This window comes from Microvirga sesbaniae, assembly GCF_025460805.1.
GTDB classification, from domain to species: Bacteria; Pseudomonadota; Alphaproteobacteria; order Rhizobiales; family Beijerinckiaceae; genus Microvirga; species Microvirga sesbaniae.
On sequence record NZ_JAMXFJ010000001.1, the window covers coordinates 65,039 to 77,702 of the forward strand.

Below are 12,664 nucleotides of genomic sequence, written 5' to 3' on the forward strand. Positions count from 1 at the left end.
ACGGAAGGGGCTCCCCATGAAGCCGCACTTTGCCATGATGGCGGGCTACAATGCGTGGTGCAACGCGCGCATCTACGATGTTGCTGCGCGCCTGTCCGATGCGGATTACCGCGCGGACCGCGGGGCGTTCTTCAAGTCGGTGCACGGCACGCTCAATCATCTCCTCGCCACCGACCGCATCTGGATGAGGCGGTTCACCGGGCAGGGGGATGCGCCGAACCGGCTCGACGCGATCCTGTTCGAGGGGTTCTCCGAGCTTCGCGAGGCGCGCGACCGGGAGGACGCGCGGATCGTCGGCTACATCGACGGCCTGTCCGACGCCGACCTCGCGGGGCGCATCCGCTATCGGACGATCACGAACCCCGCCGAGGTCGAGCAGCCCCTGGCGCCGGCGTTGGCCCACTTCTTCAATCACCAGACCCATCATCGCGGTCAGGTCCACGGCCTGCTCACCGGCTTCGGCCTCGAGGCTCCCTCCCTCGACCTGATCCTGTTTCAGCGCCAGACGGGCATGGGCCTGGCATGAATCTCTGGCTGCGGGTCCTTCACCTCATCGTCGCGTCGCTCTTCCGAAAGAGGCTCGACCCGGTGCGGGACGTGTCGCGCCTGGGGTTCCGGGTATGGCCGCATGATCTGGATACGTCTCTGCACATGAACAACGGGCGATACTGGACCCTCATGGATCTCGGGCGCACCGACATCATGATCCGCTCCGGCCTGTGGCGCCCCATCCTCAGGCACGGCTGGGTGCCCGTCGTGGGAGCGGGACAGATCCGCTTCCGGCGGGAACTCAGGCCCTTTCGCTCCTTCATGCTGGAGACCCGCATCCTCACCTGGTCGGCCAGCCATGTGGTGATGGAGCACCGGCTGATCTCGAAGGCCCGGGACGGCAGCCCCGTCCTCAACGCCATCGCGCTCGTGCGGGCGGGGCTTTATGACCGCAGGGAGCGGCGCTTCGTGCCCATGGAGCGCCTGCTCGGCGAGATCGGCGTCGATGCGGAGGCGCCCGCGGCCGCCCCGGAGGTGGAGGCTTTCCTCATGGCCGAAGAGACGTTGAAGAGCGCCGCCTGATGGTCCAAGGTGTGGCCGACGCCGTTCCGGCCTGCGAGAACCCCGAATCGGACCCATGCCCCGCATCATCGACTATTACTTCTCCCTCGTGAGCCCCTGGGCCTATATCGGCCATGCGCCTTTCATGGAGATCGCGCAGAAGCATGGGGTCGAGGTCAATTACAAGCCCGTCTTCCTCGGACGCGTCTTCTCGGAGACCGGCGGCCTGCCCCTGGCCCAGCGCCACCCGGCGCGCCAGCGCTACCGGATCCTCGAATTGCAGCGCTGGCGTGAGAAGCGCGGCCTGTCGTTCAACATCAACCCGAAGCACTGGCCCTTCGACGTGAACCTCGCCGACCGTTTCGTCATCGCGATCACGGCCTCCGGCAAGAGTCCCGACAGCTTCCTGCGGCGGGCTTTCGCGGCGGTGTGGGAGGAGGAGCGGGACCTGTCCGATCCGCTCGTTCTCTCCGAGCTCGCCGAGCAGGCCGGGCTCGACTCGTCTTCCCTCATGGACGTGGTGACCGGCAGCACCACCGAGGCGATCTATGCCCTCAACCTGGAAAATGCGGTGGCGGGGGACGTCTTCGGCTCGCCGGCCTACGTGCTCGACGGGGAGGTGTTCTGGGGCCAGGACCGGCTCGACCTTCTGGACGATGCGCTGACGAGCGGGCGCGAGCCCTACCGGGCGAACCCGTAAGGACCTGCCATGCGACCAAGGACGATCGGGCTCATCGGCGGCATGAGCTGGGAAAGCTCGGCCGAGTATTACCGTATCATCAACCAGGAGACGAACCGGCGGCTCGGCGGGGTGCACTCGGCGCAGTGCCTGATGTATTCCTTCGATTTCGAGGACATCAAGCGGCTCCAGCATGCCGGCGAATGGGACCGGCTCGCCGGGGCGATGACGGAAGCCGCCCTGCGCCTGGAGCGCGGCGGAGCCGACTTCATCGTCATCTGCACCAACACGATGCACCGCCTCGCCGATGCGGTCTCGTCGGCCGTGAGCCTTCCGCTTCTTCACATCGCCGATCCGACGGCCGCAAAGATCAAGGCGGCCGGGTTGGCACGCATCGGCCTGCTCGGCACGGCCTTCACCATGGAGCAGGATTTCTACAAGGGCCGCCTGCAGCAGCATCATGGATTGGATGTGATGGTCCCGAACGAGGATGACCGGCGGATCGTGCACGAGATCATCTACAAGGAGCTCGTGCTCGGGACCATCAGGCCGGAGTCGCGTCAGGCCTACCGCGAGATCATCGGGCGCCTGATCGAACGCGGCGCACAGGGGATCATCCTCGGATGCACCGAGATCATGCTGCTGGTCTCCGACGAGGACAGCGCCGTGCCCCTGTTCGACACGACGACACTCCACGCGCTTGCGGCGGTGGATCGCGCGTTGCAGGCGGGGTGACACTCTTCTTGCGACCTCTCCCCCGTCATGGCCGGGCCTGTCCCGGCGATCCGATTGTCTGAAGCCCAGCGCTTCTCGGTATCGGGATCACCGGCACAGAGCCGGCGGTGACGGCGCGCCGGTTCCTACTCGGCCGCCACTTTCGTCGCCCGCCACTGGGTCAGCAGCGCCCGCAGGGCCGCCGGCTTCAGGGGCTTGTTGAGCACGTGGATGTTCATGGCCGCTGCGGCATCGCGAACGGCCGGCGTGCGGTCGGCGGTCACGAGCACGGCCGGCGTGTCGACCTGAGTCTTCCATCGCAGGGCCTTGATCAGCTCGAGCCCGTCCGTGTCGTCGAGGTGGTAATCGGCGATGATCACCTCGGGAAGAGCCTTGTGCGTTCTGAGGGCCTGATGGGCGGTGTCGAGATCGGATGCCGTCCAGGTATCGCAGCCCCAGCCCGAAAGGAGAAGGCGCATGCCTTCGAGGATCGCCGGCTCGTTGTCGATCACCAGCACCCGCAGACCCGACAGCACGGTGGCGGCCGGCTTCGGCGGCTCGGGCGCTGCGGCCGTCGCCGGCAGAGCCGCCACGACCGGCACCTCGACCCGGAACACGGAGCCGCGGCCGACTTCCGAATTCAACGTGACCGGATGCTTCAGCACGCGCCCGATCCGCTCGACGATGGACAGGCCGAGGCCCAGGCCCCGCGCGGCCTTCATGCCCTGATCGAGGCGCTGGAACTCGCGGAAGACGATGCGCTGCTTCGAGGGCGGAATGCCCAAGCCCGTATCCCAGACCTCCAGCACGAGATGGCCGCCGCGCCGGCGTCCGCCGACGATCACGCGGCCCGACGGCGTGTACTTGATGGCGTTGGAGATCAGGTTCTGCAGCAGGCGCCGCATCAGGCGCCGGTCGGAGCGCACCGTCAGGGACGAGGGCACGAAGGTGAGCTTCAGGCCCTTGTTGCGGGCCACGGGCTCGAACTCGCGCTGCAATTGGCGGAACAGCTCGTCGATGCGGAAGCTCGACCATTGCGGCTTCATGGCGCCGGTGTCGAGGCGCGAGATGTCGAGGATGGCGGTCAGGATCTCCTCGACCGCGTCGAGGGAGGCGTCGATGTTTTCGGCCAGCGTCGCGTCGCCCGCCTCGCGATCGCGCTCCACGAGGGAGACGGCGTAGAGGCGCGCCGCATTGAGGGGCTGCAGGATGTCGTGCGAGGCGGCGGCGAGAAAGCGCGTCTTCGAGATGTTCGCCTCGTCGGCCTCGGCCTTGGCGCCGCGCAGGGCCTCGTTGAGGCGCGTCAGTTCCTCGGTTCGCTCGCGCACGCGCTGTTCCAGGGTCTCGTTCGCCCGGCGGCTCGCCTCTTCGGCGAGAACCGTTTCGGTCACGTCCGTGTAGGTGGTCACGTGGCCGCCGTCGGGAAGCAGGTTCGACCGGATCTCGATCACCTTGCCGGAGGGAAAAAGCTTGAGCCGAACGGGCTCCACATCGTGCCGGAAGGAGTGCAGGCGGGCCTCGACGAGTTCGTCGATTCGGCCCGGTCCGTAGGAGCCGCGCGAGGCATTGTAGTGCACGATGCGCTCCATGCTGATTCCCACATGCACGAAGTTGGGCGGCATGTCGTAGAGATCGATGAAGGCCTGGTTCCACGCGAGCAGGCGCAGTTCGCTGTCGAGGACGGTGATGCCCTGCTTGGCGTAGTTGAGCGCATGCTGGAGCAGGTCGCGGCTGTGCTGGATGGCCGCGGAGGCATCGTCGAGCAGCTTGAGGGCGGCCTCCGTGGAAACGGTCCGGCGGCGCAGGAGCAGCGACAGCGCGAGGCGCGAGGACGCCGTGCCGATAGCCGATGCCAGGAGATGTTCCGCATAGCGCAGGAGATGAACATCGGCTTCGGCCCGCGGGTCGAGGTTCTGTCCGCGGCTATGGGTGAATCCTTCGAAGGAGCGGTTCGTCCGCTCCTCGCCGAGATAGCGGGCCACGGTGGCGCGCAGTTCGCCGATCGTGACGCTGGCGCGGAACAGGCGGAAGCTCGGCGCAGCCGAGGCGGCAGCCTCGCCCATGAACAGATCCGCCTGGATCTGCTCCATGGCGGTCACCGGCCGCCACAGGGAGAAGCCGACATAGCACAGGATGTTGAGCGTCAGGCTCCAGACCACGCCATGGGTCAGCTGAGGCAGGTCGACGCCGAACAGGGCGGTGGGCTTGAGGGCCGTAATCCCGAAGGGACCGGTGACGACCACGTCGGACCAGAACACCCCGTCCCAGACGAGGCTCGGCAGGAGAAGCGTGTAGGCCCAGGTGAGGAAGCCGACCACGAGCCCGATGCTGGCTCCGAACGCCGTGCCGCGCGACCAGATGAGCCCGCCGAGGAAGGCAGGCGCGACCTGCGCGATGGCCGCGAAGGAGAGAAGCCCGATGGCGGCAAGCGCCGCTTCACCGGAGGCGCGGTAATAGGCATAGCCCAGCAGAATGACGATAACGATCGAAATGCGCCGCACGCCGATGACGAAGTTGCCGGGATCGATGCCCGCAAAGGCGCGCCGCCGCAGGACGATGGGCATCACGAGGTGGTTCGAGATCATCACCGCAACCGCGACGGAATCGACGATCACCATGGCTGTGGCGGCCGAGAAGCCGCCCAGGAAGGCGATGACCGCGACGGCGCCCGCCCCGTCGGCGAGGGGCAATGCCAGCAGGGTCATGTCCCGATCGACCGCACCCTCCGGAAACGCCGCGAGCCCGGCGAGCGCGATCGGGATCACGAAGAGGTTGATGAGGACCAGATAGAGCGGGAACAGCCACGCGGTCCGCTTCAGATCCGCGATGTCGTGGTTCTCGACCACCGTCACGTGGAACTGGCGCGGCAGGAGGAGCGCCGCGCAGGTGGAGAGCAGGATGAGGGTGATGTAGCTGCCGAAGCCGGAGGTCCGGCTCATCAGATCCGCCGTGGTCCCCTGCGCATGGAGGCGCTGCACGATGGCGTCGTAGCCGTCGAACATCACGAAGGTGATGTATCCGCCGACGACCAGGAAGGCGATGAGCTTGACCAGGGATTCCAGGGAGATCGCCAGAAGGAGCCCGTTCTGGTGCTCCGTCGCGTCCGTGTGCCGGGTGCCGAACGCGACGGCGAAGCCCGCGAGCACGAGCGCCACCACGAAGGCGAGATCGCCGATGAAGGGAAGCTGCGACGGGAACGTCTCGTTGGCCGCTTCCAGAAAAACGTCGAGGGATGACGAGACCGCCTTCAGCTGCAATGCGATATAGGGCACGGAGCCGACGAGCGCGATCAGGCTGACGAGGGCGGCCACCGGTTCGCTCTTGCCGTAGCGGGCCGCGACGAAGTCGGCGATGGAGGAGATGTTCTGCGTCTTCGCCACCCTGACGATCCGGGCCACGAGGGGATAGCCCAGTCCGATGACGAGGATCGGCCCGATATAGATGGCCAGGAAGTCGAAGCCGGAATGGCTGGCGAGCCCGACCGATCCGAAGAAGGTCCAGGACGTGCAATAGACGGCAAGGGCGAGGGACGCGATGGTCGAGCGGGCCGGGCCCTGAATGAATCGCCGCCCGCCATAATCGCCCCAATGGGCCACCGTGAACAGGAAGCAGAGATAGACCAGCGCCGACAGCACGACGGCCCAGGTGGCAACCATAGGCTCAACCCTCAAAAGCACACATTCGACAGGTTTAGCCGTTCAGGCGCGTGAAAGCCATGGCGGGACCGTCACAGGTCCCGGTCCCATTCCGGCTCGGGCCCGAAACGCTCGGCCAGGAACGCCACGAAGGCGCGGACCTTGGCCGGAGCCTGCCGGCCGGAGGGCAGGACGGCATGGATGGCGGGTTCGTAGGTCGGGTAGTCGCGCAGGACCGGGACGAGATCGCCTGCCCGCAGGCTGTCGCCCACGATGAAGGTGGGTTGATAGATCAGCCCCTGTCCGGCGACGGCGGCGGCCAGAAGCGCATCGCCGTTATTGGCCCGCAGGTTGCCCTGAATGGGCATGACGACGGCACCGTCGATGCCGAAGGTCCACCGGCTCGCCCCGATGGCGCTCGGCAGGGTGTAGCCGAGGCAATTGTGCCGGGCGAGATCCTCCAGGGTCCGCGGGGTTCCATGCGCCGCCAAGTAGGCCGGGGAGGCGCAGACGACGGTCCGGCAGGCGGCGAGCCGACGGACGACGAGGCTCGAATCCTTCAGCCGGCCGATCCGGACCGCCAGGTCCCATCCTTCCTCCACGAGATCGACATAGCGGTCGGCCAGTCCCAGGTCGAACGAGACGGCAGGGTAGAGCCGGCTGAACTCGGCAAGAGCCGGGACGACTTGGCGGAAACCGAAGGTGAGGGGGACGTTGAGCCGCAGCATCCCCCTGGGCTCGACGCGATCGAGGCTGGCCGAGGCGTCCGCCTCCTCGATCTCGGCCAGAATGCGCTCGCAGGCGGCGAGATAGCTCCGTCCCGCTTCGGTCAGTGCCAGCTTGCGCGTGGACCGGTGCAGGAGCTTCACGCCGAGGCGGTCCTCCAGGGCGACCACGTGCTTCGTCACCATGGTCTGGGACAGGTGGAGCGCCCGCGCGGCCGCCGAGAAGCTGCCGAGCGTCGCGACGCGAACGAAGACCTGCATGCCGGTGACACGGTCGAGCATGGCTTGATCTCACTCTACGGGTGTGAGGTGAAATTCCAATTCTCGGATTATCATATCGCTGGTTTGAGATCATAGGAAATAACCCGTTTCAGGAGATCTCCGATGATCGATACCCGTACCGCTCCCTACGCCGCCCTGATCCTGCGGATCACGCTCGGCGTCCTGTTCCTGGCCCATGCCGGCCTCAAGGTTTTCGTGTTCACGCCCGCCGGCGCAGCCCAGTTCTTCGGCAGCCTCGGACTTCCTCCGGCCCTGGCCTACCTGACCATCGCGGCCGAGACGGCCGGCGGCATCGCTCTCATCCTCGGGTTCTTTACCCGCTGGGTCGCTCTGGCTCTGATCCCGGTCCTTCTCGGCGCGATTGCGTTCGTGCACGGCCCGGCCGGGTTCTTCTTCAACAACCCGAAGGGCGGCTGGGAGTACCTGGCGTTCTGGATCGTCGCTCTCGTGGCCCAGGCCCTCCTGGGAGACGGCGCGCTTGCCGTCAGGGCCGGTTCGGCGAAGACTGCGCCCGTGTTGTCCACCCGTTCGGCCTGAGGCTCGCGCCATGATCAAGCCCATTCCCTACGATGCCGCCGGGAAACCGGTGGCCCGCCCCATCGATCCGGGCGTCCGGATCGGCCATGTCCACCTGAAGGTGGCCGATCTCGACCGGGCGCTCGCCTTCTATTGCGGCGTGCTCGGCTTCGAACTGATCCAGCGCTACGGCACCCAGGCGGCTTTCGTGTCGGCCGGGGGCTATCATCACCACATCGGTCTCAATACCTGGGAGAGCAAGGGCGGGTCCCCGCCGCCTCCCGGCACCACCGGTCTCTACCATGTGGCGATCCTCTACCCGACGCGGGCCGCTCTCGCCGACGCGCTCTACCGGCTCGCCGAGGCCGGCATTGCCCTCCAGGGTGCGAGCGATCACGGGGTGAGCGAGGCGCTCTACCTGAGCGATCCCGACGGCAACGGCATCGAGCTCTATGTCGACCGGCCGCCGGAGCAATGGCCGAGAACCGCCGAGGGCGAGCTCGCCATGGTCACCCAGCGCCTCGACCTGCAGGATCTCCTGGCCGCCCGGGAAGCTTGACGAAATTCCCAGATCGGGCAGCTTTAGCCAGGGGGCAAGCAGAGAGGTCCGGTCATGTGGAATGAATTCAAGCAGTTCGCCCTGCGCGGCAACGTGGTCGATCTCGCCATCGGCATCATCATCGGTGCCGCGTTCGGCAGGATCGTGGACTCCCTCGTCGGCGACATCTTCATGCCGATCATCGGGGCGATCACCGGCGGCCTCGATTTCTCGAACTACTTCACGGCCCTGTCGGGCAACGTCACGGCGGGGTCGCTCGACGAGGCCAAGAAGCAGGGCGCAGTGCTCGGCTGGGGCAACTTCATCACGGTCGCCATCAACTTCGCCATCATCGCCTGGATCCTCTTCCTCCTGGTCAAGGGCATGAACCGGCTCCGCCGCACGGAGGATGCGAAGACCGGCACGGCCGATAAGCCCCCGGAAATCCCCGCCGACGTGAAGCTGCTGACCGAGATCCGCGACCTCCTGAAGACCGGACGGACGACCTGAGATCGATCACAGGTTTCGATCGGACCCTTCGTCTTTCGTGATGAGACCTATTCCAGGCTTGCCTTGAGCGGGCGAACGGGCCATGCCTGATCGCCCGTCTTCGAGGAAATGTCCCATGAATGCGTCCGTGTCGATTCCGTCCGTTCTCAACCTGCGCCCCGAGGCGGAGCAGGCGCCGACAAGCGGAATCGTGGACGTGTTCAGCTACGGTCGCCTGAAGCCCGGCATCATCCCGCTCTGGGTGGGCGAGGGTGACCTGCCGACCCCGTCCTTCATCTGCGATGCGGCTGCCCGGTCGCTTGCCGGAGGCGAGACCTTCTACACCTACCAGCGCGGCATTCCGGAACTGCGCCAGGCCATCGCCGCCTACCACGAGCGTGTCTACGCCAAACCCTTCGATCCGGAGCGATTCTTCGTGACGTCGGGCGGCATGCCGGCGATGCAACTCGCCTTCCGCATGCTGGCGGGCCATGGCGACGAGGTGCTGGTCCCGACCCCGGCCTGGCCGAATTTCACCGGTGCGATCACCGTGGCCGGCGCCCGTCCCGTGGCCGTGCCGATGACCATCGATGCACGAGGCTGGCACCTCGATTTCGAGCGTCTCGAAAAGGCCATCACCTCACGGACCCGCGCCATCGTCATCAACTCGCCGTCGAACCCGACCGGTTGGGTCGCAAGCCATGCGGATCTTCGCGCCGCGCTCGATCTCGCCAGGAGGCATGGCCTCTGGATCGTGGCGGACGAGATCTACGGGCGCTTCATTCACGATCCGGCGCTGGCGATCGACGGACGGGCGCCTTCCTTCCGCGACGTCATGGCGGTGGACGACAAGATCCTCTTCATCCAGACCTTCTCCAAGAACTGGGCCATGACCGGATGGCGTCTCGGCTGGCTCGAAGCCACGTCCGCCATGGGGCAGGTGATCGAGAACCTGGTCCAGTACCAGACTTCGGGAACGCCGGTCTTCATCCAGCGCGCCGGCGTCGCGGCCATCGAGCAGGGTGAGAGCTTCCTGGACGATCAGATCGCCAAGGCCCGCCGCGGCCGGGACATCGTCGGTCGGCTGGCCGAGACCGGCCTCGTGGAGCTGGCCCCGCCGAGCGGCGCCTTCTATGCCTTCCTGAAGATCAAGGGCGCCACGAGCTCGAAGGATATCGCGTTCCGTCTCATCGACGAGGCCAATGTGGGCCTCGCCCCGGGCTCCGCCTTCGGGGAGGCCGGGGAGGGCTACCTGCGTCTGTGCTACCTGCGCAAGCCCGAGGACGTGGAAGAGGCGGTCCGCCGGATCAGCGAAGCCCTGCCGAGGCTCGTCGCCTGAAGCGGCAATCTCGCCTAGAGCAGCGCATCGTTTGGGGGCGGACCCGAAGGGTCCGCACGATGCGCTAGGGCGGCGGGATTACCCCTTTCTTCAGGATGAAGCAGCCGTAGAAGCGGCGCTCGCCGGTCGCCACGATCGCAAAGGCCCGCTTGGCGCGCTCGTAGAACGCGAAGCGCTCGACCGATCCCATCGGCCAGGTGTCACGCCCGGCATCGCGGCGGGCCACCGCGTCGATTTCGGCCTGGGCTTCCTGCTGGATCGCCGGAAGGTCGTCGGGGTTGCCGACGACTTCCATGCGTTCTGCGGGAGTGTCGACGAAGCTGTCGAGCGGCATCAGCGACAGGACGGCCCGGATGGCCCGGGGCGAGCCGATATTGTCCATCCGGATCACGCGGCCATAGGCCGTCTGGCGCGCAATGGAATCGGCGGGGAAATTGGCGTCACAGATCACGAGATCGTCCCCGTGGCCCATAGACCGGAGCACATACAGCAGGTCGGCATTGAGCGCCGGGTCGAGTCCGTGAAGCACCGTTTCCTCCGTGTCGTGACTGGCGGTGCAATCTCATCAGGCTTTCGGGATCTCCGCAACGCTTGCATCGTTCCATGGCCAGACCGTGACCGCATGGCCACTGCGCACCATCGGCATTTGACGTAAGGGGCCGGGCCGTCCATTGAGCCAAACCGTGATGCGTCTTGTCCTTGCCCATCTCGCGCAGATTCTCGTCGCCGCTCTCGGCGGGCTCGTCTTCTACTGGCTCGGCGTCCCGGCCGCGTGGCTGTCCGGCTCGGCGATCGCCGCCACCCTGTGGGGGTTGACCGGCTGGGCCGTGCCGCTGCCGAAGGCGTTGTCCGATGCCGCCATGCTGACCTCGGGGGCCGCCATGGGGGCCGCCGTGACGCCGGCCGCCATCGCCGCCATGGGGCGCTATCCGGGCAGCCTCATCCTGCTGGTCATCGGCGTCGTGGCGATCTCGGCCGCCTCGAGCGCCTGGCTCGTGCGCATCTCGGGCTGGCGCAAGGCCGATGCGGTTCTGGCATCCGTCCCAGGCGCCCTCTCGACGGTCCTCGCCGTGGCGGCCGACCGTAAGGCCGAGGTGGCGTCCATCGCCATCGTGCAGAACTTCCGCCTCTTCGTGCTGATCGCCCTGCTGCCGAGCCTCGTGGTGGTGACGGGAGGCGGAGGCAATGCCGGCATGCTGGTCGGCGAGGGGCTTCCCATCGAGAGCCCCGGCGGCATGGCCTTCATCCTCCTCGGCGGCCTCGCGCTGGGAACGGCGTTCGCCCGGCTGAAGGTGGCCGCTCCGATCCTGCTCGGCGCCACCGTCGTCAGCTCGGTCAGCCACGGAGCGGAGTGGGTGACCGGCGTCATCCCTCCGGTGATCGCCACGGGTGGCCTCGTGCTGATCGGGCTGTTCATCGCCGAACGGTTCCGCAACCTCCAGCGCTCGACCCTGAGACGGGCGCTCGTGTCCGCGCTCGGCTCCTTCACGGTCGGCATGGTGGTGGCGGCCCTCTTCGCCGGAGCCGCCGCCTGGCTCGCCGGGGTCAGCTTCGCCAACGGACTCGTCGCCTTCGCGCCGGGCGGTCTCGAGGCCATGACCGTGCTGGCCCTGATCCTCGGCCTGGACCCGCTCTATGTGGGCATCCACCACCTGGTCCGCTTCCTGGGAATCGGCCTGGTCCTTCCGTTCTTCATCGGCTGGCTGCAGAGAGCCCGGCCGGAAGCGGCGGAATAGACGTTACCGCTGTTCGCCCCGCAGCCGCTCCACCGCCTCCATGCGCGGCTTGGCGCTGTCCCACAGCCGTTTCGTGACGGCGGCCACGAGAGCTTCGGTCAGGAGCAGGAGGCCTGCGGACGAGTCCCAGTTGGAGGGCGCCACGATATGGGCCGGCAGCACGTGCCGGGCGACACGGGCGATGGGCGAGAGCCAGGGATCGGTGAGAAGAACCACGGTCGCGCCCTGCCTGGCGGCCGTCTCGCACAGGGCCGTGACGTCCTCCTGGTAGCGCCGGATGTCGAAGGCGACGACCACGTCCTTGCGCCCGATCTCGATCATCCGGTCGCGCCAGAGCACCGGCTGCCCCTCGATGAAATCCACGTGGCTGCGCACGATGCGGAAGTGGCTTTCCGCATAGCGGGCCAGGGCGCCGGTGAAGCGCCCGCCCGTAAAATGAATGTGACGGCGCGGATCCGACAGCAGCGCCACCACGGCCTCGAACTCGGCCGGGGCGATGTTCTCCACCGTGGCCTGCAGGTTCCCGATCACCGCCTCCGCAAAGGCGGCGAGCGCCGGCGCATTCTGGCTCTTGTCGGAGGGACCGGCCTTGGCCAGCGGGGAGAGGAGCTGGGCTTCCAACTCCTCGCGCAGGTGCTTCTGGAACTCCGGAAAGCCGCCGAATCCGAGGCGGGTGACGAAGCGCAGGACCGACGGAGCCGAAATCCCGGCCCTGGAGGCGAATTCGGCCACCGTGTCGAGGCCCGCGAACGGATAATGGCTCAACAGAAGATGCGCGGCGCGCTTCTCGCTGGGCGTGAAGGAATCCATGTCGAGACGGATGCGCTCGGCGAGGCTCGGCGGGGCAGTCAGGGGAGGACGGTGCTCGTCACGCATGTCGGATTGATTCACACCCCCTCCTTGACGGCTCTGAAAAGCTGTATCAGAAATTTCATCACGTGAGAAAAATATAAGAAACGTA

13 protein-coding genes are annotated in these 12,664 nt (G+C 66.9%); 9 read left to right on the forward strand and 4 right to left on the reverse strand.

Translation table 11 applies throughout. The annotated features are described in order from the left end of the window. Positions 1 to 16 precede the first annotated feature (16 nt). The 4 genes from OCW50_RS00275 to OCW50_RS00290 are packed head-to-tail and all read left to right on the forward strand — an operon-like array spanning position 17 to position 2,464. Positions 17 to 526, forward strand: coding sequence for a DinB family protein (locus OCW50_RS00275; protein WP_262268089.1), 510 nt, complete (start codon positions 17 to 19; stop codon positions 524 to 526). Beyond that, positions 523 to 1,071, forward strand: a complete 549-nt coding sequence (locus OCW50_RS00280; RefSeq protein WP_262268090.1) for an acyl-CoA thioesterase — start codon at positions 523 to 525, stop codon at positions 1,069 to 1,071. Before OCW50_RS00275 ends, OCW50_RS00280 begins: the two co-directional genes overlap by 4 nt. Before the next feature lie 55 nt (positions 1,072 to 1,126). Further along, entirely contained in the window at positions 1,127 to 1,750 is a 624-nt protein-coding gene (locus OCW50_RS00285; RefSeq protein ID WP_262296039.1) for a 2-hydroxychromene-2-carboxylate isomerase, read from the forward strand. 9 nt (positions 1,751 to 1,759) lie between these two features. Further along, entirely contained in the window at positions 1,760 to 2,464 is a 705-nt protein-coding gene (locus tag OCW50_RS00290) for an aspartate/glutamate racemase family protein (RefSeq protein WP_262296040.1), read from the forward strand. A 125-nt stretch (positions 2,465 to 2,589) separates the two neighbouring features. On the opposite strand, the gene OCW50_RS00295 is transcribed toward OCW50_RS00290, so the two are convergent. Both OCW50_RS00295 and OCW50_RS00300 read right to left on the reverse strand, forming a co-directional pair. Beyond that, the gene (locus tag OCW50_RS00295) at positions 2,590 to 6,099 is read right to left on the reverse strand and encodes a PAS domain-containing hybrid sensor histidine kinase/response regulator (protein WP_262296041.1); all 3,510 of its coding nucleotides are present in this window, start codon (positions 6,097 to 6,099) and stop codon (positions 2,590 to 2,592) included. A 71-nt stretch (positions 6,100 to 6,170) separates the two neighbouring features. Next, positions 6,171 to 7,085, reverse strand: a complete 915-nt coding sequence (locus tag OCW50_RS00300) for a LysR family transcriptional regulator (protein ID WP_262296042.1) — start codon at positions 7,083 to 7,085, stop codon at positions 6,171 to 6,173. Positions 7,086 to 7,187: 102 nt separating this feature from the next. Between OCW50_RS00300 and OCW50_RS00305 the strand changes: the two genes are divergently transcribed. The 4 genes from OCW50_RS00305 (at position 7,188) to OCW50_RS00320 (ending at position 9,967) form a co-directional block, all read left to right on the forward strand. After that, positions 7,188 to 7,622, forward strand: coding sequence for a DoxX family protein (locus OCW50_RS00305; protein ID WP_262268095.1), 435 nt, complete (start codon positions 7,188 to 7,190; stop codon positions 7,620 to 7,622). Between the two features lie 10 nt (positions 7,623 to 7,632). Next, positions 7,633 to 8,160 carry a VOC family protein gene (locus OCW50_RS00310; protein WP_262296043.1) on the forward strand — a complete coding sequence of 176 codons (528 nt, stop codon included), beginning with the start codon at positions 7,633 to 7,635 and terminating at the stop codon, positions 8,158 to 8,160. A gap of 54 nt (positions 8,161 to 8,214) precedes the next feature. Further along, a complete protein-coding gene (gene mscL, locus OCW50_RS00315; protein WP_262268097.1) occupies positions 8,215 to 8,649 on the forward strand; it encodes a large conductance mechanosensitive channel protein MscL in 435 nt (144 codons plus the stop codon). 115 nt (positions 8,650 to 8,764) lie between these two features. Next, positions 8,765 to 9,967, forward strand: coding sequence for a pyridoxal phosphate-dependent aminotransferase (locus tag OCW50_RS00320; RefSeq protein ID WP_262296044.1), 1,203 nt, complete (start codon positions 8,765 to 8,767; stop codon positions 9,965 to 9,967). A gap of 64 nt (positions 9,968 to 10,031) precedes the next feature. Here the strand turns inward: OCW50_RS00320 and OCW50_RS00325 are convergent, their stop codons facing one another. Beyond that, entirely contained in the window at positions 10,032 to 10,496 is a 465-nt protein-coding gene (locus OCW50_RS00325; RefSeq protein WP_262296045.1) for an RbsD/FucU family protein, read from the reverse strand. Positions 10,497 to 10,653: 157 nt separating this feature from the next. On the opposite strand from OCW50_RS00325, the gene OCW50_RS00330 reads away from it, so the two are divergent. Then, positions 10,654 to 11,703 (forward strand): AbrB family transcriptional regulator, encoded by a 1,050-nt coding sequence (locus OCW50_RS00330; protein ID WP_262296046.1) that lies wholly within the window; start codon positions 10,654 to 10,656, stop codon positions 11,701 to 11,703. A gap of 3 nt (positions 11,704 to 11,706) precedes the next feature. Here OCW50_RS00330 and OCW50_RS00335 read toward each other — a convergent pair whose 3' ends face one another. Further along, entirely contained in the window at positions 11,707 to 12,594 is an 888-nt protein-coding gene (locus tag OCW50_RS00335; RefSeq protein WP_262268101.1) for a MurR/RpiR family transcriptional regulator, read from the reverse strand. Between the last annotated feature and the right edge of the window lie 70 nt (positions 12,595 to 12,664).

Excerpts from the sequence above, each read along its gene's own strand:
- OCW50_RS00275 (WP_262268089.1), top strand. The coding sequence starts at position 17 with ATGAAGCCGCACTTTGCCATGATGGCGGGCTACAATGCGTGGTGCAAC.
- OCW50_RS00280 (WP_262268090.1), top strand. The coding sequence starts at position 523 with ATGAATCTCTGGCTGCGGGTCCTTCACCTCATCGTCGCGTCGCTCTTC.
- OCW50_RS00285 (WP_262296039.1), top strand. The coding sequence starts at position 1,127 with ATGCCCCGCATCATCGACTATTACTTCTCCCTCGTGAGCCCCTGGGCC.
- OCW50_RS00290 (WP_262296040.1), top strand. The coding sequence starts at position 1,760 with ATGCGACCAAGGACGATCGGGCTCATCGGCGGCATGAGCTGGGAAAGC.
- OCW50_RS00295 (WP_262296041.1), bottom strand. The coding sequence starts at position 6,099 with ATGGTTGCCACCTGGGCCGTCGTGCTGTCGGCGCTGGTCTATCTCTGC.
- OCW50_RS00300 (WP_262296042.1), bottom strand. The coding sequence starts at position 7,085 with ATGCTCGACCGTGTCACCGGCATGCAGGTCTTCGTTCGCGTCGCGACG.
- OCW50_RS00305 (WP_262268095.1), top strand. The coding sequence starts at position 7,188 with ATGATCGATACCCGTACCGCTCCCTACGCCGCCCTGATCCTGCGGATC.
- OCW50_RS00310 (WP_262296043.1), top strand. The coding sequence starts at position 7,633 with ATGATCAAGCCCATTCCCTACGATGCCGCCGGGAAACCGGTGGCCCGC.
- mscL (WP_262268097.1), top strand. The coding sequence starts at position 8,215 with ATGTGGAATGAATTCAAGCAGTTCGCCCTGCGCGGCAACGTGGTCGAT.
- OCW50_RS00320 (WP_262296044.1), top strand. The coding sequence starts at position 8,765 with ATGAATGCGTCCGTGTCGATTCCGTCCGTTCTCAACCTGCGCCCCGAG.
- OCW50_RS00330 (WP_262296046.1), top strand. The coding sequence starts at position 10,654 with ATGCGTCTTGTCCTTGCCCATCTCGCGCAGATTCTCGTCGCCGCTCTC.